The sequence below is a fragment of the Paenibacillus amylolyticus genome, from assembly GCF_047302515.1.
In the GTDB taxonomy this organism is placed as follows: Bacteria; Bacillota; Bacilli; order Paenibacillales; family Paenibacillaceae; genus Paenibacillus; species Paenibacillus amylolyticus_G.
Genome location: NZ_CP168019.1, coordinates 6,970,064 through 6,991,478 on the forward strand (window position 1 = coordinate 6,970,064; position 21,415 = coordinate 6,991,478).

The following is a 21,415-nucleotide window of genomic DNA, read 5'->3' on the forward strand; positions in this document are numbered from 1 at the left end:
ATATGTCGCTTTGCTATTCTAATCTTCGGCGTATGCCAACACTACGTACGAGGAGGATATGCAAACAATGAGGAAAAAAGTGAGCATAGTGATCATTGCTCTGTTACTGGTCACGCAAATGATGCAGGGTTGGATATTTACACCAACAATGCATGCTCAGGATGAATTAACTAATTTGCCAGCCAGTGCAATCAGCGATACAGCGTCAGAAGAAGGTTTGGCAGATTCGGAAGAGGTGAACACCGTTGACGTTGCTGCCAGTCCGGAAGAAGAGGGGGAGGGAAACCTCAACCAGAGCAGTTTAGCAATCGCAGCTGCAGGTCCGGTAATTACAGATCAATTGATTACCAGTGTGCAGATGTACAATCAGGCACCAGAAGACAACGGGAATGGCACAATTGAAGTCAAAGGAGATAAAATCGAGGATATTCGACCACGCATTCAGGATGAGGTGGCTGTAGTCTTTACATGGGGACTTGCAGATGACAACCACAACTACAGCGATGGCTCTACGTTCACCTTTAACTTGCCCGATAAATTCATCATCGGATCGCAGCTTAAGGGTAATCTGGATGGCGCTGTTGGGGAGTATGTGGTGAATCCAGATGGCACAATCATCTTTACCTTTAATGAACTGATCGAGCATGCGAAGCTGGAAGGTAACTTCTACGTGTGGATCAAGTTCGATGAGAGCAAGATGGAAGATGGCTTGAAACAACAGATAGACTTTAGTTCCGTAGGGCAGGGCATCATTGATGTACATTTTGCCAACACAGCCGTAGATAAGTTGAAGAAATCGGGAAGCGCAAACAAAGACAACTTCAACTCGGATGAAATTAAATGGACCGTAGATTTTAACCAAGGCGAGAAGGCTATGAAAAATGCTGTTCTTGTAGACACGTTCCCAGCAGAGCTGGAGCTCAAGGGCAATATCGAAATTCGCGAATTGGAAGTGCAATTGAATGGATCTGTAAAAGAAGGTCCAGTAATTCAAACGGAACCACAGTTTCCAATTCAATTGGGAGATACAGATAAGGCCTATCGTGTAACCTATACGACAAGTGTTAAAGCACCAACCACTGCTCCGTTCACCAACGTGGAGTATCAAAACCAGGTTGCGCTTACAACAGATCAGAGCGAGCACAACGAAACAGATATTGGCCGAGTTCGTGTGAGTTTTAATGAGCCCTTGAACAAATCAGGGCAAGATAGTGCGTATGATCCGGTGACACAGACGGTCACATGGAAAGTGCAATATAACTATAATCAGCAAGAAATCTTGCAAACGAATGCATGGATTGAAGACCGCTTTGATACGGCAAAACAGCAACTGATCAACAATTCCGTCAAAGTGTATCAAGTGGACATTAATGCAAGTGGAGCGGCTTCCAACAGAACACTGATCAATCCGAATGAATACACACTCGAAGCGATGGGTACAGGGTTCGATAATGGCTTCAGATTACATTTTAAGAACGATATTACAAAGGCCTATGAGATCGAATATGATACACAATCCATTCATCGTGTTTATACAAACGACACCATTACGAACACAGTGAATATGTATGATGGTACTTCCAAAACAGGCCGAAGAGACATTCAGGAAGTCATTTTTGCAAAGAGTGTAAAAAGTGAAAACTTCAACACAAAAGAAATCGAATGGCAGATTGTTTTGAACCGTGATTTGCAGGACATGACGGATATCGTCATCACCGACAATTACGAAGGCAGACATATGAAACTGATTCCGGGTAGTCTTCAAGTGAACGGTGTTAACAAAGACGACTTTGAACTGACTCCAGACCCGGCTGATCCAACGTATGAAAAAGGATTCTCATTTCGCTTGAAGGACGGCGTAACGCTTAGTACGGAGCATGTTATTACTTATAAGACAAGCTTTGATCCCACAGCGGGTATGCCAACGAATGATGAATATCGCAACTCGGCCAAGATCGATTGGGAAGAGTCTGATGTAAAACAGACTGCGATTACCAAATCTGCCGCGGTCAAACCGCAAGACTACACGATTCAAAATGGTAACAAAAAGGGTGAATATAGCGCCAAAGATAAAAAGATCACCTGGACAATCGATGTAAACTACAATTTGTTTGATATTCAGGATGCAATCCTTAAGGATGCTTACACTGGAGACCAATCTTTCGTAGACGGCTCATTGAAAGTTCATGAGTTAGAGTTGCAGGGAGCCAATAATGTTACTGCTGTAGGTAGCGAGGTTCTGCTCACACCTGGTCAATTCCAGTTGAACCCGGACGGTAAAGGTTTTGCGTTGGATCTGGGTAACATGGGCAAAATGGCTTATCGCATTCAGTACCAAACAAGTCTGGATGGACCATATTCTGTCGCAGGCGCTTATGCCAATCAGGCTGTTCTGACGGATGGTGAGGGTGGTGCAATACGATTTAATAGATCAGCCAGTGTTACACCTGCCAATGGTGGTGTATACGTGCGCAAAACAGGGAAGCAAGAGGGTACAACGGATAAAGCATCATGGACGGTAAATATCAATCCAAGTCAATCTTTCATTCCTGCGGGTAATCAATTGACAGATACCTTGTCAGAGAACCAGATTTTATTGGCTGATTCATTGAAATTATATGCAACCAATTTACCTGCCAACAATTCAGGCAATGTATCCACCAAAGCTGGACTTGTTGATCCGGCTGATTATGAATTGAATGTAGAGGGCAATACATTTACCTTTACCTTCAAGAAAGATATCCATACCGCATTCATTTTGGAATATCAGTCTTATATTAATGCCGATCATGGCGCCCGAATTGAGAATAAGGTTGAATTTGCAGGCCAATCTTCCTCGGTAATCGGGGAAGGTAATCAGTCGGGAATCAAAGTTTCCTTGGCTGGAGCAGGTGGAGGAGCCTCCACAGGTTTAGGCAAAATCAGAATTTACAAAGTCAGTGATGCAGGAGTTCTGCTGGAGGGTGCAATATTTGCAATCTATAATGCGTCTGGAACTACGCTTCTGGAAACATTGAAACCAACGGACGAGAATGGTGTGGTTGAAAGCTCCAGAAACTATCGATTAAACAATCTAACCAACGGTGTACCTTATAAGTTAAAAGAATTATCTGCCCCGGCAGGATACTTGGTTGATCCTGAATATGGCTCTGCCTCAGGTAAAACGATTGAATTTAAGGATACGGATATCGCTTTTGAAATTAAAAATAAAAAGATTCGTCAAGGGTTTGAATTAAGCAAGGTAGATGCGGTGGACTCCTCCAAGACACTTAAGGGTGCAACTTTCGAATTGTACTCCAAGGACGGCGCAACGCGAGAGAAAATCGATGAGTTAACGACAGGGGAAGATGGGAAGATCGCCAAAGGTGGACTGTCGCCAGGGGATTATGAGCTGGTAGAAGTCGTGGCACCTGAGTTTTATCAATTGGATGCTACACCAATTCCGTTCACGATTGTAGAGAATCAGACGGAGAGTATTACATTAACGAAGTCTAATGCAATGGGTGCAGGTGGTAAACTTGTCGTTACGAAAGTAAATGCCAAGGATAAGTCCGTATTAAGCGGAATTGAATTCGAATTGCGTGATCGTTCCAACATTGTCATCGATACAAAAGTAACCGACCTAAATGGGGTCATTGAATTCGATGGTTTGGACTATGGTTCATATACATTGGTAGAGACCAAGGCAGAAGGCTTTGTTATTGAACAGCCGGAGACCCTTGTATCTATTATCAAACCGGAAACTCAAATAACCATTGAAAATAAAAAAAATGATCGTTCTGTGAAATTGATTAAAACCAATGCGGGTCGAACTCAGCACCTTCAAGGAGCTGTATTTGAATTACGAGCTCAAACTGCATTGATGGATGCAAATGGGAATTGGGAATTCCACAAGGTAACAGGTCTAGATGAAGCTTCACTGACAACCAATCAACAAGGTGAAATTGTACTTAAAGACCTAGATATCAATAAATATCAGTTGGTTGAAATAAAAGCACCTAACGGATACATGTTGGAAACAACACCCGTACCATTTGAAATTACGAACATACAAACCGAAGCCGTAGTTGTGGAAAAAACAAATCAGGCTATCCCGGTTTCGGGTGGTGGGACTAGTGGACCTTATAATCCGGGAACACCTACTACAGGTGTAACACCAGATCCGGAGAAACCAGTAACCCCAGAACCAGGAACGCCAAATCCGTCGGTTCCAGGCACGGTTGTAACTGAACCTACAGAGTCTGGGGGAGGAACCGAAAGTCCGACAGATGAAGAATCCGGGGTAGTGCCACCGACACCAGGCGATTCCAACGGTGACGGCACTGCACCTCCAGTTGGGGATACAGATGCAACGGATGGGGATGGTGCACTTGCACCTGCTGCTGGAACGGATACAGATGGATCACAGGGCAATGGAAATTCTGCATCACAGCCAAACGGAAATTCGGGAACTCAGGGAATGCTGCCACAAACAGGTGAAGAGAGCACAATGGCTTACACTGCTGTGGGCATGATGCTGATGGCGTTAGGTAGCGCGGGATTCATGTACTTCCGCCGCAGACAACAGCTTCAACGCTAGATCGAAACACGCAGTATTTAAGATTCATCGTGTGTAGATAGAAATACCCTCTAGCAATCACTACGAAGACTTAGCGTCGACGTGTGAATATGCTAGAGGGTATTTTTTGGTGATATTTAGGAAGGATCAGGTCCCCGTAACATTCGGTTTCACTGCAATAGCTCTTACAATTAGGCGATGTGTTGGATTGACGAGTGGATCACAGGTAATCAAGGTAAGGACCTGTCCAAGCCCGGGATCCTCCAGCACAGATAAGTCAGTTGGCTCCACAACAGATATCTGATCTACCTTGTATTGGATAATCGTTCGATCTGCCAGGGTGACTTCCATTGAATCACCAATCTGGAGTTCTACCAGACGATTGAACAGCCGTCCTTTTTTGTGGGCGCGATGAGCGGCTATGGCAGCATTACCTTTGTTCCCGATACTGGTGGTTTCGACAAGATGGGTTGCAGCTACCTTCATGTTGCTCTCCGTTGCACCCTCCAGAATCGGTAAGCGGACATTAATCTTGTCAATCGATAACACCCCCAACGTATCCGATGAGACCTCTTGCACTGTACCTGTATTGTCAGTAGTCGGCTCGGCAGAAGCTGCATCCTGTATGCCTTGTTCGAAGGAGTGATTAAGCTTAGACAAGCCGTTTTGCAATTGCTCCAGATCGTTCATGACACGGGTTTGTTGCCAGTCATAATACGTTTCCCGCAGGAAAGGAAAGCTGATGATCAGGATGCCCAGTAGAACGAGCAGAATAGAGAATTTTTTCATTATATATCAACTCCCGTTGTCCAAGAAAAATAGTATACCTTTCTCTATTCTACTTACGGATCTATACAAAATATGGACAGGGACGAAAGGACGTACAGAAATGTTCGAAAGGGGGTAGCCGACCCAAAACAAAACCTCCCCGTTTCGCTACAGTAGGAAAACTGCAACGCCACGGGGAGGTTTTTTTATATAGAGTCGGATTGAATCAGTTAATGGTGGTATACGTTGGAGCTACTATTTGTCACTTGGTGACTCGGTAGGTGTGAAGTCACATTCCTGTAGCGGCACCACTTTGGTCTTTTTGATCCATTTGTAACCGAGCCACAATACCAAGAACAGGGGTACGCTCAAGTAGGCAACGATGGCTCCACTCCAGTCGATCTGATCACCCGTGAAGGCCTGGTAGTTCTGTCCGATGATCACGATGATACACAGGACAAAGGCAAAGATTGGCCCAAACGGGAACCAACGTGCACGGTAAGGCAGATCGCTCAGATCCCTGCCTTGTGCAACGTATGCACGACGGAAGCGATAATGACTGATAGCGATACCCAGCCAAGTGATAAAACCACACATACCGGATGCATTCAACAACCAGGTGTACACAATCCCATCACCGAACAGCGAGGCAAGGAATGCCAACATACCAACGGCTGTTGTAAGCAAAAGTGCATTCATTGGAATACCCTTTTTGTTCAACTTGCCCAAGAAACGAGGGGCTTTACCATCACGGGCAAGGGCATAGAGAACCCGGCTTGAAGCATACATGCCTGAGTTACCGGCAGAGAGTACAGAAGTCAGAATAACGGCATTCATGACGGAAGCCGCAATGGCGAGGCCAGCTTTCTCAAACACCAGTGTGAACGGGCTGACACCGATATTCTCCAGGTCACCTTTGAGCAGATTCGGATGCGTATACGGGATGATCAGACTGATTACGGTAATCGCCAAAATGTAAAAAATCAGAATGCGCCAAAATACCTGACGAATTGCACGAGGTACATTTTCGCGCGGGTTTTCACTTTCACCGGCGGCTACCCCGATAAGCTCGGTACCTTGGAATGAGAATCCAGCAGCCATGAACACACCAAGCACGGCGAAGAATCCGCCATGGAAGGGCGCATCACCGATGGTGAAGTTGCTGAAACCAACGGCTTCTCCGCCCATAATACCAAAGATCATGAGCACACCAACGGCCAGGAAGATGATCACGGTAGCGACTTTGATAATGGCGAACCAGTACTCGGACTCTCCGTAGCCTTTGACCGATAGTACGTTCAAGGCAAAGATCAGCACGAGAAACAATAAGCTCCATAACATGGACGAACTGTCGGGGAACCAGTATTTAATGAGCACTGTAGCGGCAGCAAGCTCTGCTGCAATGGTTACCGCCCAGTTGTACCAGAAGTTCCAGCCCATGGCGAACCCGAGAGCAGGATCGACAAAACGTGCGGCATACGTATTAAATGAACCGGAGTCTGGCATAAAGGTAGCAAGCTCACCAAGGCTGGTCATTAGGAAATAAACCATGATGCCAACGGCCACATAGGCAATTAATGCTCCACCAGGGCCTGCGGTTGAGATGGCGGTACCACTTGCGAGAAACAGCCCGGTACCAATCGAGCCACCGAGGGCGATCATCGTCATATGGCGTGCGCGTAATCCTTTTTTCAGGGAAGGTCCAGTTGTTGTTGTTGGGTTACTGCGGTCTTGCATGGAAACACTCCTTCATTCGATATACTGATGTTTGCGATACTTGAATTCATAAAAACAAAAAGACCACAGGCATCAGCCTGCGGTCTTTAATATTTCAATGTCCGCACCATGTCCCAGATGATTAAGATAGCTCAACACAGAAGAATTCATACCTTTATATAAAGGAAATGTACTTCCGTGACAGTTCTGCGCCTTTCGACAGCAGCCCCAGCTCACCGGACCGTGTAAGGAACGTCCAGCGAGCTTCGGCGGGTACACCTTTCGGCTGATCTCATAAGCGGCTCCTTAGCGCCTCCATCAGCGTACTGATCGCACCCGCGACCTCTACCTCACCATCAATGGATGAGGTGTATCTATTGTCTATGAAATTATGAACAACACAACTTAACACCGTGTGTCCTGTTTAGTAAACAGACAATCAGTATAACGCGCATGGTTTTCCAGTGCAATAACAATTGTTGGATGTGAGGTCTGAAAGACGACTATTCCTCTTTTTTGTTACGACCAGCCATCTGCTGCCATACCGTTCCAGCAGCTTGTTCGCCGGACTCGATTCGCTCCAGAGCCATCTTCGCCTGCAGGCTGACTTCAAATTCAGGATCATCGGCTGCAACTCGCAACGCTTGCTCTGCTTCTTCGGTTCCGACCTCATAGAGAAAACGTGCTGCACGCCAGCGGACAAGTTTACTTTTATCGGATAACGTTGCTGTCATGGCTGGAGTGGCGGCAGGATCACCGATATCAGACAAGGTATCCCCGGCAGTCCGGCGTACCGCAGGAGAACTGTCCTGAAGCGCTTCATACAGCAATTCCATCGCTTCCGGTGTACGAATGTCACCCAGGTATACGACAGCCAAGCGACGGATCTGCATTTTGTTGTCATGCAGGGCATGGGCTACGAGAGGCAGTCTTTCTGCCGTAGGCTCCATGCCGTCAAATGCCGCATAGCGAACATTCCAGTCCTCGTTTCGCAGAGCCTCTTCAAGTTCGGCTCCATCCAATTCACGGCGGCGCTCGACGAACTCTTCGGATTTGGTACCATGTTCAATGGCCTGTTTGATAACCTGCTCCAATCGTTCCGGCGGGTAAGCGGCTTCCAATTCCTGCTCGACTTCACGTGCAATATCAGGCAATTCACCATATCGAACACCGTAATCACTCAGTTTACGTTCTTTGATCATTGTTGCACTGGCGACTTCCGTCACGGCTTTGACAAAACGATCTGACAGAGAGATTCGTTCTTCCTTGACCCCGGCCTTGACCCTAATTTGCATCGGTACGCCACGGAAGAATTGTACAAATACCTGTGCTTCTCCGAAGTGCTCGCCTGAACCATCTTCAGATTCTATCCAGTCCAGATCGATGCCTTGCTGTCCAAGGCGATTTTGGACTTCACCCAAGATAACGGACCAGTCGGCATTCCCTTTACGATCAAGTGCCACAAAGTCTGTCGTGTGGAACACACTCTTTACACCGGGAATATGAAGCATCTGGCGAATGAACGCCGGAGCAGATCGTTCGTTGTCCAGTGTATATGTTTTGCGAATTCCGTCCTCCAGACGTTCATCGAGATGTAGCATCATCGTATTTGGACTCGGTGTTGGTTCAATGGAAACAATATTCATCAATGTAACCTCCTATAGTACCAGATTCATCTTTAACTTCCCGTAAATTAAATCACACGGGTATTTCTCTATTTTACATCAATGTGTGGAATCTGCGAAATCATCTAGAAGTGAAGTGGACGTTTCTAACACTTAATGTGAAGAAGTACGAAATTTGTTAACACTTCTTTCATGTTCACGCACAAACATTTTTAAACGAAAATTGGCACAATAAAGATAAGAATCAACTGGAGGTTATACCTATGGAACCCATTACCGTGCTCTCGGATGGAAAACGTCATATTGCATATGAGAATATTATTCAATTGTTCAGGAACTGGATTGAGGACTCAACATCTGGTTCTGCGATAGAAACACATCGGGGAAGTTGGGAAAATGCCCGTTATTGTATTGTTGATTATCAGGTTGCCGAAGAAGCGGTGTCAGCAGCAAATGCCATTCGGGCTTTTATGCCACAACTTCCGTTACTGGTCATTACGGATTTCCAAGCCCTTATTCGGAAGCGTCACCTGCAACAGATTACAGGTACGGGTGAGATGAAGATGATTCTTTGGAACGAGCAAGACCCGAATCAACTCATCAAGGATATTGAAAATTGGTTTCATTCTTCGTCTATCCATAAATCAGAAATAGCCATACCGCCCATCTTATCCATGAGATAAAAGAGGGATATGGCCAAAGGTGTTTAACTTTCAATTGTTACGAACGTATTAGATCACATATTTATAGCCTGTTCCCCAAACCGTTTTAATATAACGTGGGTTCTTGGGGTCAGGCTCAATTTTTTTACGCAGACTTGAGATATGAACATCAATAGTACGATCCAGATAGGCGCGTTCGGAGCCTTTGATCCGATCCATCAGTTCATTGCGGGTGAACACTTTACCCGGATTTCGGTACAATTCCTTCATAATCTCAAACTCAATATGAGTGACCTCGATTTCAACGCCATCCACAAACAGGGTTCTTCTGTACTCATTCACATTCACATGTCCAGTAACCTCTGTCTGCTTGTCTTCTTTTACGGGTTTATCCTGGTAGGAAATGATTGATCTTCGCAGCAGTGCTTTAATCCGGGCATCCAACTCTTTCAAGCTAAATGGTTTGCACAGGAAGTCATCCGCACCATTATGCAATGCGCGAAGTCGATCATTCAGCATGGTGCTTGCCGAGATCATCAGAATGGGCACAGTGGAGTGCTGGCGAAAGGCTTCTACGAGATCATTTCCATCCATTTCAGGAAGCATGAGATCCGTTACAACAATATCTGGCTGGAATTGTGGAAACAGTAGAAGTGCCTCGCGGGCATGATGAACCCGTTCAGTGATGTATCCTTCCTCCTCAAGAAAGAAAGCAATCATGTCGGCCAGATTTTTCTCATCTTCTATAAGAAGTACTTTGATAGTCATAGGGTCACACTCCTGGTGAAAAATATGTTAAGAAAATGCTAAAAAAACAAGGTGAATTGCGAATAAATGCCGCAAATTTTTTAATGTTTCTATCCCAAAATATAGAATGTATATGTAGAGAAAAAATAAGCTTTTTGAATGAACTTTAATATTCTAGCATGAATGCAGTTTGGTTGCCGATCAATCAGAATTTCCCAAATCTACACCAAGTATTAATTACAGTATAATGGATCAGAACGAGTTAAGGGGAAAAAAGTAATATTGTATCCGCTTAAGTTTATAGGGGGAACCAACGTTGTTGTTGAAAACAGAAGAAAAAATGATCCATGAGGGCAATTGCTTATGGATCGTATAAAGGCAAGACAAATGCTGGATTGGCTCGTGTTGAAGCTGAGAATACCCTGGATTGGGACCAGCATTCTGATCATTCTGGGCTCATTAAGCACTATTTTCCCGTTTACTTTATTCTATGGTGTACAGTTTATGATTGGTAGCGCGGCAGCACTCGTTGCTCTACGTTTGCATGGGGCCATCTATGGATTTGTCACCCTTACAGTTATCCATCTGCTGAATACCGTCTTTGTCGGCTTTGTACCGCACAATTTAGCTGTAATGCTTGCCCACTTCTTGGAATTAATCTGGATGCTCGTTTGGCAGATCCGTTGGAAGAATGGCAGCCTAATCAAGGCTAATGCTGTCTTTTGGGTAGTGATGTTACTTCCTGTTATCTATGCCGGGCATTTTATGTTGGGTTTAAATATAGACGATTTGAAGTATGAGTATATGTATATTGCTGTAATTGGTATGGTGAATGCATTGATCGCGGGAATTGTAGTTGATTTTTGGATCACCACGGGTGAACACAAATCAAAACGCACGGGAACCATTCCACTAACAAGAATTGCGTTTAAATACGTAGTCGCCTTTGTGGTATTTGTTTCTCTTGTACTGTTATCCGCAGATAGCCGCAGACAATTGGGTCAAATGAATGATGCCATATTACGTGATATGAAATATGCAGCGACTGCGGTTGTTCAGGATATTGATGAAGAGTATGTTACCTCCGAGAATATGGATCAGAATATGGCGCGTTATCATCATCTACTGGGTGTGAATGTGATTCTGCTGGATCGGAATGATACAGTCGTTGCTTCTGGATTGAATACACTTCAGGCAGGCGATTACCTGGACATGGACAGATTCCGTCTTCTGAAATCAAGGGATAACCTCTTTCTGTTAAGTTCGGCAAATATCCATTACAGCGATGTATTGAATCACTGGAAACAAGCCTCTTTTATCTATGAAGCAGAAATGACAAGGTTAACACCTTATCGGGTATTCATTGTGACCGACTCGTCTAAGTATTACCCCCGAATCGAATCCATTTATCTGACCACGCTGCAATCCCTGTTCATCATCATCGTGGCTTCCATGATCGTAGCGGCTCCTCTCAGCAGTAAGGTTGTTAGTCCACTGTTAAGACTGACCCGAATGACAGGCTCTCTTCCGAGACTGCTGTTTCGAAATGGGAAGATGGAGTGGCCAACCAGCCATGTAACCGAAGTACAGATCCTGATTGGTAATTTGCGCAAAATGGCCGATGTGCTGCTGGAACAATTCGAACAGATTCGTCACGACAAGTTAACGCTTGAGGACAGGGTTATTGAGCGTACCAAGGAACTCAAGAATAGTGAAGAGGTCAAACGTGCCATTATAGAATCCTCTATTGATGCAATTATCGCTGTGGACTCCAGTGGGCTGATCGTAGAGTTTAATCCGGAGGCTGAAAGAATGTTTGGATTGCGTCGGGAAGAAGTGATCCTGCACAAGGATGCACCATCTCTTTTTCAAGGGGCCAGCTGCAAGGAGATCAAGAATCTGCTGGAGCGATTTGAATATGTTGAAGGTAAAAGATACACCATCGTTGAAGAAATTTCAGGTATCCGACGGGATGGTTCCGTATTTCCGATAGAGTACAAAATTGTTGAGATCCAGTTGGGCAAAAATGAGACATTATATAACCTGTTTATTAAGGATATTACGGAGCGGACCAGAGCAGAAGAAGATCGTGTACGTCATGCCCTTGCGCTGGAGAAGCTGAACTCGGAGTTGTTCAATGAGAAGATTGCCATTCAGGAACAGCGAGATATCAGTGAGCAATTTATTGAATCCGTACGAGAAGGGCTCGTGATGTCTGATCGATCAGGGACCATAACCATCGTCAACCGAAGGATAGAAGAGATGTTTGGTTTGGGTGATTTTATGGGTAGATCCATTGAAGATTTGGCGCAGGCGATTGATACGATGGTATTAACGGACAACTTCAATCTGATGGAACAGACTAGAGCATTCCTGAATGGAGAAACGGCTTTTATCGAGACCGAATTTATATTCAATAATGTGGATAAAAGTGTATTTTCCTTGTACATGAAGCAGATGGATGTCCCGGGTAAAAACCATGGGTTTCTGCTGGTGTTCCGTGACCGGACAGGAGAAGAACGGCTGGATCGGATGAAAAATGAGCTGATCAGTGTGGTATCTCATGAGCTTCGAACGCCTGTAGCCACCATTATGGGATATGTGGAATTAATGATGATGTATGACCTTCCGGCAAATCAGCAGCGGGAATTCATGCAGACCATCTCTTCGGAGGGCAAGCGGCTGAGCAGTTTGCTCGATGATGTACTCGATATTCAGCGCCTCGACAACGAAGGTATGACTTACCACATGACGTATGTACCGCTGGTTGAGTTGGTAGAAGGGGTTGCCGAACAGTGGAATATGAAGTCTGCCCAACGTATCTACGTCCATACGTTTAATGGAGACTTCTTTGCTTATGCTGACCAGAACAGGATGGTTCAGGTTCTGCATAATCTGGTGGGCAATGCAGTCAAGTATTCTCCGGGAGCCGATCGTATTGATATTACGTTATGGGAAGAAGAGGAATGGTTATGTCTTGATGTGCGTGATTACGGAATAGGTATTGCGGAGCAAGAGAAGGACATGCTGTTTAATAAATTCTATCGGGTCGATAATTCGGATCATCGGCAGATTGGTGGAACAGGAATTGGCTTGTACATTTCCCGTAAAATTGTAGAGGATCACAAGGGTACGCTGACTTTTATATCTGCACCGGACAAAGGAAGTACGTTCAAGGTCCGACTGCCCAAGCAGGACGTATTGGTGTGAATTTAAGATTGGATGAAGAAATGTATTTCACTTTTTTTATGAACCATGTTTATGTACGAGACCTACGGATAGAGCCTTTGCCCTTCAGCGCGTGAGCGTGATAAGGGGAAAGGCTTTTTTTGTTTTTCAATTTCCCCGGATAAAAAAACAACTTCTTTTGCAAACTGTCTATAGAGCCATAATTTGCATCCCATGCAAAAGGAGGACGGCAGGTATATGTTCCGTAAACAAGAGAAAACACTCATTATCGTCTGTCTGGTTGCAGCTGTGGTTGTGCTGTATGCCGTTGTGAAGAGCATCATCCGAATTATGAGTTATTGAGATACATGTTCAAGCAGAGTAACTGCTGTCGTACATAACGATTATGTGAAAGAGGAGTGTAACCATGTCATCCCTGGACCCTGTTTTGCTCAGCCGGATACTAACCGGCCTTACCCTGTTTGTACACATTATTTTTGCCTCTATTGGTGTAGGTGTTCCACTTATGATTGCCTTGGCCGAGTGGCGAGGACTCCGAACCAATGATATGCATTACACCTTGCTGGCACGCCGGTGGGCGCGAGGTTTTGTCATCACCGTTGCTGTTGGCGTCGTTACAGGCACCTCGATCGGATTACAGCTCAGTCTGCTGTGGCCGATGTTTATGCGGGTAGCGGGGCAGGCAATCGCCCTGCCGCTGTTCATGGAGACGTTTGCCTTTTTTATAGAGGCGATCTTTCTTGGAATTTACCTCTATACGTGGGATCGTTTCAAAAAGAAATATACGCATATGCTGCTGTTGATTCCGGTAGCTCTCGGCTCATCTGCATCTGCGATTTTTATTACAACGGTGAACTCCTTCATGAACCAGCCTCAGGGATTCACCCTGATTAATGGGATCATGAAGGACATTCATCCGATTGCTGCGATGTTGAATCCGGCAACGCCAACCAAAGTGTCCCATGTGCTCGCCTCATCCTACACCTTGAGTGCAGGTATTCTGGCGGGGATAGCCGCCTTCAGTTTGCTTCGGGGACGGGATCATGTGTATTACAAAAAAGCACTGAAACTCACGACAGTATCTGCGCTCGTATTTGCCATCAGTACCGTCATGATCGGCGATTCCTCCGGTAAATTCCTGGCGAAATATCAGCCGGAGAAGCTGGCTGCCGCAGAATGGCATTTCAAGACGATGAAAGAGGCACCGCTCGTCTATGGCGGTATTCTGGATGAGAATAATGAAGTGAAATACGCGATTGAGATCCCTTATGCGCTTAGCATTTTGGCGGGTAATCGTCCAGATACGGAAGTGAAGGGTCTAGAAGAATTTCCGGCGGATCTGAGACCACCACTATCCATACACTATATGTTCGACCTGAAGGTCACCACCGGAGTGATTATCCTGATGATTCCTGTGTTATATGTACTGCGGCGCTGGTTACCAGGGCGCAAGCCATACCCCAAATGGCTGCTACTCGGCATTGTTTTGCTGGGGCCACTGGCCATGATTGCAATCGAGTTGGGGTGGATGTTCGCTGAAGTTGGCAGGCAGCCTTGGATCTTACGCGGATATATGAAGGTGGCGGAAGCAGCCACGACGTCAACTTCGGTAGGATGGATGTTAGTGTTGTTCATCTTGCTGTATCTGATCCTGTGTTTCTCGTGCATTCGGGTACTCAGCAAGCTGTTCCGCAACAAGGAAGCAGAGAAGGAACTGGAGTCTCTGGGGCTTGAAGGAGGGATCGTGCATTGAGCTTCGAAATTGCAGGCATCGCGATATTGTGGACGTTTTTGTTCGGTTACCTGATCGTTGCTTCGATTGATTTTGGCGCCGGGTTCTTCAGCTTTTACAGCATTTTGACCGGGCATGAGAACAAAATTCATAACATCATTCAGCGCTACTTGTCTCCCGTGTGGGAAGTGACGAATGTGTTTTTGATCTTTTTTGTGGTTGGACTGGTCGGGTTTTATCCGGACAGCGCCTTTTATTACGGGACGGCTTTGCTGGTTCCAGGTTCCTTGGCCATTGTGCTGCTTGCCATCCGGGGCGTGTATTACGCCTACAATACCTATGGCAACCATGGGCAGAATAGCCGGATCTACATGGCATTGTATGGAGCGACGGGATTGCTGATTCCAGCCGTGTTCTCCACCATTTTGGCAATATCCGAAGGCGGGATCATTGAAGAGGTGGGCGATCAGGTGTTTTTTCGCTGGCGTGAATTTTTGACGAATCCCTATACATGGTCGGTTGTTTTGCTTGCACTGGTTAGTGTGCTGTACATCTCGGCGATGTTTCTATCTTATTATGCAAAACGGGCGGGGGATGAGCCGGCATATGAGGTGCTTCGAGAGTACGCGCTGCTCTGGAGTTTGCCTACCATTTTTGCAAGCTTTCTGGCTTTTCTGCAGATTAACAAACAGAATCCCGCACACTTTGAGCAGATGGTAAATATTTCATGGATGTTCATCGCTTCGTTTATTTGTTTTGTCATTGCCGTGTCGCTGGTGTGGAAAAGTAAATATCTAGGTTGGTGTTTTGTTGCTGTCATGCTTCAGTTTGCCTTTGCCTGGTATGGTTACGGGCGATCTCACCTTCCGTACATTTTGTATCCTTACATCAATATTTACGACGGCTTTACGAATCGCACGATGGGGATTGCGCTCATTACAGCGTTTAGTCTGGGGTTACTCGTGCTCATTCCTTCGCTTGTGCTGATTATGAAGCTGTTCCTGTTTGATGCCAATTATGTGCGCGGTAATTCTGGTAAAAAGAAAGGATGAGTCTGTTCATGCACCCAAACATGTTCTTACTCATGACTCCCTTGCTTGATCCACTATCTACTGAGGGAGTCACGGGGATACCCGGTATAACCGGATTGAGCTTTTTTGAGACATTCACCATTATGTACGCCCCTCCACTGATCATTGCGGCTGCTATTGTTTTTCTGTTTATATATCTGGCCGTATATAAGAACCCAAAGGATTGATTGGTTGGTACGTCCATTCCCGTTTGGGGTAATCTGTTGTTAAGAAATGAGGAAGGGAGGAGGGCCCTTTCATGCCGAAAATCCGTTATAACAATATCGATAATGTAAGTACGGACAAAACGCTGAAGGAATTCAAACAATGGAGGGAGCAACGGCGGAGCAAAGTGAAGGACTACTCCTACACCGTGCCCAAACACCCGCCTGAACTGGATTATCTGCATGCCAACCGGGATGACACAAGTATTACCTGGATTGGACACTCCACGTTTTTCATTCAATATTATGGATTGAACATCGTGACTGACCCGGTTTGGGCCGAAAAAATGGGATTTCAACGCAGGCTCGGTGCCCCCGGCATTCCGATTCAGGATATTCCACCGTTGGATGTGATTCTGATATCCCATTCCCACTATGATCATCTGCATCTGGCTTCCTTGCGTAAGCTGATTACAGCCAAGACGTTGCTGATCGTACCCGATGGTCTGAAACGCAAGATGATTCGCAAAGGATTCCATCGATGCCAGGAGATGAAATGGTGGGATCATATGACACTTGGCGGAGTCAAAATAACTTTTGTTCCTGCACAGCACTGGACGCGCCGAACGTTGTTTGACACCAATACGTCCCATTGGGGCGGTTATGTATTGGAATCGAATCATTCGGCAACGACTTCAGCAGCGGAAAGTGTTGCAACAACGAGCAATCAGGATGAGTCATCCACGGAATCAGGGAAGAACGATACATCCGGCGGCCCGCCTGTGTTGTATTTTGTGGGTGATACAGGTTACTTCCAGGGTTTCAAAACGATTGGAGAACGCTTTGACATTGGTGTTACCCTGATGCCCATCGGTGCCTACGATCCGGAATGGTTCATGACTTCTCAGCATGTGACACCCGAAGAAGCGCTGCAGGGGTTCGTTGAATCCGGCTCACAGCTCATGGTGCCAATGCATTACGGCACATTCAAGCTGGCGGATGATACGCCCAAGGAAGCGCTGGATCGGCTGGAAGTTGAACGTGAACGTTTAGGCATTGGTAAAGAGCGGATTCGGGTGCTTGGTCATGGCGAAACACTCCGCATTCACCACGAGGAAGGTAAACAGGGCTAACAAAAGTGAGCCAAATATGTTAATGTAGGGGTATGCCTGCATGAACAGTACATTTACCAAATCTTTAATAAGTAAAAAGCGGCCAATTTTCGAATTTGCCGCTTTTTTGTGTTATAATATGGTGCCAGAATAGGCATCGGGATATTGAATCCATGATTTACGCAACTTGCTATTCATGCAGTATGCAGATTAACCAATAAAGGATGGTATGCTTAATGATCAGTACAAGCGGCATCACGCTCCGCTACGGAAAACGTGCACTTTTTGAAGATGTAAATATCAAATTCACGCCAGGGAACTGTTACGGCCTGATCGGCGCCAACGGAGCCGGCAAATCAACATTCTTGAAAATTTTGTCTGGTGAGATTGAAGCCAACTCGGGAGAGGTGCACATCACCCCGGGCGAACGTATGGCCGTTTTGAAGCAAAACCACTTTGAATATGATGAGTATCCGGTTCTCGAAACGGTAATTATGGGTCATAGTCGTCTGTATTCCATCATGAAAGAGAAGGATGCTTTGTATGCGAAGGCAGACTTCACAGAAGAAGACGGTTTGCGTGCAGGTGAGCTTGAAGGGGAATTCGCTGAGCAAAACGGCTGGGATGCTGAACCAGATGCAGCGGCGCTCCTGATCGGTCTTGGCATTGTTCGTGACATGCATGACAAAAAAATGATAGAGCTGAGCGGAAACGAAAAAGTCCGTGTATTGCTGGCACAAGCGTTGTTTGGCCGTCCAAACAACCTGTTGCTCGATGAGCCTACCAACCACTTGGATCTCGAATCCATTCAATGGCTGGAGAACTTCCTGATGGATTATGAAGGTACCGTTATTGTGGTATCCCATGACCGTCACTTCCTGAACAAGGTATGTACGCATATCGCAGATATTGACTTCGGTAAAATCCAGATGTACGTAGGTAACTATGACTTCTGGTATGAGTCCAGCCAATTGGCACTTGCTCTGCAGCGGGATGCCAACAAGAAAAAAGAAGAGAAGATTAAAGAGCTGCAAGCCTTTATTCAACGTTTCTCTGCGAACGCTTCGAAGTCCAAACAGGCGACTTCCCGGAAGAAAACACTCGACAAAATCACATTGGATGACCTTCGTCCATCCAACCGTAAATACCCGTTTATCAACTTCAAGCCTGAACGTGAAGCAGGTAAACAATTGCTGACGGTAGATCGTATTGACAAATCCATCGATGGTGTGAAAATGTTGAATGATGTGAGCTTTGTGGTGAACAAAGGTGACAAAATTGCATTTGTTGGCCCGAACGGAAATGCCAAATCACTGTTATTTGATATTCTCATGGGTGAAACCGAAGCAGATAGCGGCGAATATACTTGGGGTATAACGACGACTCAGGCTTATTTCCCGAAAGACAACTCTCAGTATTTTGACGGTGTAGACATGACTCTCGTGGATTGGCTCCGTCAGTATTCGAAAGATCAGGATGAAACGTATCTGCGTGGATTCTTGGGCCGTATGCTGTTCTCCGGTGAGGAGTCCCAGAAGAAGGCTAGCGTACTCTCCGGGGGGGAGAAGGTTCGTTGTATGCTGGCAAAAATGATGCAGACAGGTGCAAACGCACTGATTCTGGATGAGCCAACGAACCACTTGGATCTTGAATCCATCACAGCACTGAATAACGGTATGATTGACTTTGACGGCACAATGCTGTTTACATCCCATGACCATCAGTTCATCCAAACGATTGCTAACCGGATTATCGAAATTACGCCAACAGGCATCATCGATCGCCAAATGAGCTATGACGAATATCTGGAAAGTGATGAAATCAAAGAACTGCGCAATAAAATGTATCCGGTAGAAGCTTAATCTAAGCATCATCTGCGGCACATGATTATAGGAACACCAAAGAACCGCAAGCCTCTGTGAAGAGGGCTTGCGGTTCTTTTTGTAATTCAATGGTTTCTCGGCGGCTTTAAGACCTAAGATCCACCAGTACGGCGACGTTGGTTGTTAGGCTTTTTGTTGTTTTGACTCTTCATCGCTTTAGGTCCGCCTTCAAAGTAGGCGCTGGATTGGTTACCAGAATTTGCTTGTTCTTTCTTTTGCGCCAGCTTTTGGCGTATAGCATCCTGCAAACTGACCTTTTTCGGTTCGTTATTTTCGCTCATCGTTATTTCCCTCCCGGTCTTACAGTGAGCCGTCCAGATTGGACGGGATGTACCTATTTTATACGTTTTATAAAAGCCCCACAAGGGCAACCTGATAAAATGCTCAAAACCTTTGGTTTTACTTGGGTCAACATTCTTTCTTACGACCTACAGCAATGCAGCCTGGCAACACTGTTTCTGTAGACCCACACGCTCCGCATTTGGTAACATGGAAAAACCGTAATACGAAACGTTAAAGGGGTGTCGCCCGGTTTGAACGCTTATGAAGAAATTCGAAAAGGGGAGCGAGGGGCTTGGGTTAGTATCGTAGCCTATCTCGTCTTGTCCGCTTTTAAGCTGATCTGTGGATATTTATTTGCTTCCAGCGCCTTGCTGGCCGATGGTTTTAATAACCTTACAGATATTGTGGCATCCATTGCTGTACTGATTGGGCTTCGGATCTCCCAGAAACCACCTGATTCGGATCATGCCTATGGTCATTTCAGAGCGGAGACGGTTGCTGCCTTGGTGGCTTCATTTATTATGGCTATGGTTGGGCTGCAAGTATTGGTTGAAGCCGTTCGCTCCTGGTATGAAGGAGCCTTTGTTGCTCCAAATCTGTGGGCGGCAGCGGTGGCTGTAGTCTGTGCAGTGGTGATGTTAGGTGTATATCGTTACAATAACCGTCTGGCTAAACAAATTAATAGTCAGGCTCTGATGGCTGCGGCGAAAGATAATCGTTCGGATGCCTGGGTCAGCATCGGCGCTGCAGTTGGAATTATAGGTGCGCAGTTTGGACTTCCATGGCTGGATAAAGTAGCTGCCATTGCTGTAGGTCTGTTGATTTGCAAAACGGCTTGGGAGATTTTTCGGGATTCTACACATCGTCTTACGGATGGATTTGACCAGAAGGAACTGACGGATCTCAGATCCTCCGTAGCACGCGTTCCCGGTGTTGAGATGATCAAGGACGTGAAGGCACGTGTGCACGGCAGTCATGTACTTGTGGATGTAGTCATTGAAGTGGACGGAGGCCTAAGCTTGATTGAAGGCCATCAGATCTGTGACCGTGTTGAAGAGCGGTTGAAGCGATCGCATAACATCATGCATGTACATGTACATGTGGAACCGAAGACAGAAGAAGTCACAAGGAACCCTTGAACAGGGAGTGAACATCTTGGAAAATCAAAAGAGGACAGCCGCGATTGTGCGTGCTGTCCTCTTTACTTATCATTAGAACGATTATACGATGTTACTGAATGGCAACGTGGATCCACGCTTTGCCTTTCCAAGTGTACACTTGTACCCACTCGCCGCCATCGAATCCATCAACCACTTCACCTGTTGTATCGATGACTTGGGAGCCTAACGCACCGATTGGTTTACCGTTAGGTGCATCATAGAACCAAGTGCGCTCTAGAAGGTTCAGCAACATTGTTGGTGCCAGTACTTCATCACCTGGTTTTACGAGTGGCTCTTCAAACATTTTGTCATCTGTAGTTGTAGCTGGCGTTTCAGTTGTAGTTGAAGTACCTTCTGCACCTGTAGTGTCTGTTGTTGTACCTGTTACAGTCTCAGCAGTACCTTCTACTGTTTCTACAGCAGGTTTGTTCACTTCTACAGCAGGTTTGTTCACTTCAACAGCTGGAGTTGTTGTTGTCGTTGGCGTTGTTGTAACCTCAGTTCCTGTTTCCGGAGTTACTGTTCCAGTAACCGCTTCCTCAGCACCTGCAGCGGCAGCCATCGAACCCATCAACGTTAAAGCAGCAGCAAAACTTACGATTTTTTTCATTTTCTTTTCCTCCTCGGTTTGTTATGTAATTTGTTGTCCTGTGTTAAAAATAACCAAGCAAGCTACCTTATGAATCACAAATTATAACAATATTTTCTTGCATTCTCCAGTGTCAACTGGATCATATGTGGGTATAT

15 protein-coding genes and 1 riboswitch are annotated in these 21,415 nt (G+C 45.7%); of the genes, 9 read left to right on the plus strand and 6 right to left on the minus strand.

The window, feature by feature from the left end:
- Positions 1-67: 67 nt before the first annotated feature.
- Positions 68-4,579, plus strand: a complete 4,512-nt coding sequence (locus tag ACDJ59_RS30480; protein ID WP_413407193.1) for a collagen binding domain-containing protein — start codon at positions 68-70, stop codon at positions 4,577-4,579.
- A gap of 126 nt (positions 4,580-4,705) precedes the next feature.
- Here the strand turns inward: ACDJ59_RS30480 and ACDJ59_RS30485 are convergent, their stop codons facing one another.
- The 3 genes from ACDJ59_RS30485 to ACDJ59_RS30495 form a co-directional block, all read right to left on the minus strand.
- Positions 4,706-5,347 carry a class D sortase gene (locus ACDJ59_RS30485; protein WP_413407194.1) on the minus strand — a complete coding sequence of 214 codons (642 nt, stop codon included), beginning with the start codon at positions 5,345-5,347 and terminating at the stop codon, positions 4,706-4,708.
- A 234-nt stretch (positions 5,348-5,581) separates the two neighbouring features.
- Positions 5,582-7,063, minus strand: a complete 1,482-nt coding sequence (locus ACDJ59_RS30490) for an amino acid permease (RefSeq protein WP_413407195.1) — start codon at positions 7,061-7,063, stop codon at positions 5,582-5,584.
- Positions 7,064-7,182: 119 nt separating this feature from the next.
- Positions 7,183-7,398, minus strand: a riboswitch (Lysine riboswitch).
- Positions 7,399-7,545: 147 nt separating this feature from the next.
- Entirely contained in the window at positions 7,546-8,688 is a 1,143-nt protein-coding gene (locus tag ACDJ59_RS30495) for a virulence factor (protein WP_047841582.1), read from the minus strand.
- A 242-nt stretch (positions 8,689-8,930) separates the two neighbouring features.
- On the opposite strand from ACDJ59_RS30495, the gene ACDJ59_RS30500 reads away from it, so the two are divergent.
- A complete protein-coding gene (locus ACDJ59_RS30500; RefSeq protein WP_413407196.1) occupies positions 8,931-9,350 on the plus strand; it encodes a hypothetical protein in 420 nt (139 codons plus the stop codon).
- A gap of 48 nt (positions 9,351-9,398) precedes the next feature.
- On the opposite strand, the gene ACDJ59_RS30505 is transcribed toward ACDJ59_RS30500, so the two are convergent.
- Positions 9,399-10,097, minus strand: coding sequence for a response regulator transcription factor (locus ACDJ59_RS30505; RefSeq protein ID WP_413407197.1), 699 nt, complete (start codon positions 10,095-10,097; stop codon positions 9,399-9,401).
- Positions 10,098-10,439: 342 nt separating this feature from the next.
- On the opposite strand from ACDJ59_RS30505, the gene ACDJ59_RS30510 reads away from it, so the two are divergent.
- The 6 genes from ACDJ59_RS30510 (at position 10,440) to ACDJ59_RS30535 (ending at position 19,205) form a co-directional block, all read left to right on the plus strand.
- On the plus strand, positions 10,440-13,286 hold the full coding sequence (locus tag ACDJ59_RS30510) for an ATP-binding protein (protein ID WP_413407198.1): 2,847 nt from the start codon (positions 10,440-10,442) through the stop codon (positions 13,284-13,286).
- Between the two features lie 385 nt (positions 13,287-13,671).
- Entirely contained in the window at positions 13,672-15,018 is a 1,347-nt protein-coding gene (locus ACDJ59_RS30515; RefSeq protein WP_036606964.1) for a cytochrome ubiquinol oxidase subunit I, read from the plus strand.
- Positions 15,015-16,049: a cytochrome d ubiquinol oxidase subunit II gene (locus tag ACDJ59_RS30520; protein WP_076328904.1), complete on the plus strand. Its 1,035-nt coding sequence runs from the start codon at positions 15,015-15,017 to the stop codon at positions 16,047-16,049. Before ACDJ59_RS30515 ends, ACDJ59_RS30520 begins: the two co-directional genes overlap by 4 nt.
- Positions 16,050-16,081: 32 nt before the next feature.
- Positions 16,082-16,255 (plus strand): cytochrome bd oxidase small subunit CydS, encoded by a 174-nt coding sequence (cydS, locus tag ACDJ59_RS30525; protein ID WP_405157948.1) that lies wholly within the window; start codon positions 16,082-16,084, stop codon positions 16,253-16,255.
- A gap of 71 nt (positions 16,256-16,326) precedes the next feature.
- Positions 16,327-17,364: an MBL fold metallo-hydrolase gene (locus ACDJ59_RS30530; protein ID WP_100529822.1), complete on the plus strand. Its 1,038-nt coding sequence runs from the start codon at positions 16,327-16,329 to the stop codon at positions 17,362-17,364.
- A gap of 215 nt (positions 17,365-17,579) precedes the next feature.
- Entirely contained in the window at positions 17,580-19,205 is a 1,626-nt protein-coding gene (locus ACDJ59_RS30535) for an ABC-F family ATP-binding cassette domain-containing protein (protein WP_036606972.1), read from the plus strand.
- 113 nt (positions 19,206-19,318) lie between these two features.
- Here the strand turns inward: ACDJ59_RS30535 and ACDJ59_RS30540 are convergent, their stop codons facing one another.
- Complete coding sequence (locus ACDJ59_RS30540; RefSeq protein WP_017692261.1) at positions 19,319-19,507, minus strand: hypothetical protein; 189 nt, start codon at positions 19,505-19,507, stop codon at positions 19,319-19,321.
- A 252-nt stretch (positions 19,508-19,759) separates the two neighbouring features.
- Between ACDJ59_RS30540 and ACDJ59_RS30545 the strand changes: the two genes are divergently transcribed.
- On the plus strand, positions 19,760-20,647 hold the full coding sequence (locus ACDJ59_RS30545) for a cation diffusion facilitator family transporter (protein ID WP_253503270.1): 888 nt from the start codon (positions 19,760-19,762) through the stop codon (positions 20,645-20,647).
- Positions 20,648-20,738: 91 nt separating this feature from the next.
- Here ACDJ59_RS30545 and ACDJ59_RS30550 read toward each other — a convergent pair whose 3' ends face one another.
- Positions 20,739-21,278 (minus strand): hypothetical protein, encoded by a 540-nt coding sequence (locus tag ACDJ59_RS30550; RefSeq protein WP_413407199.1) that lies wholly within the window; start codon positions 21,276-21,278, stop codon positions 20,739-20,741.
- Positions 21,279-21,415 lie beyond the last annotated feature (137 nt).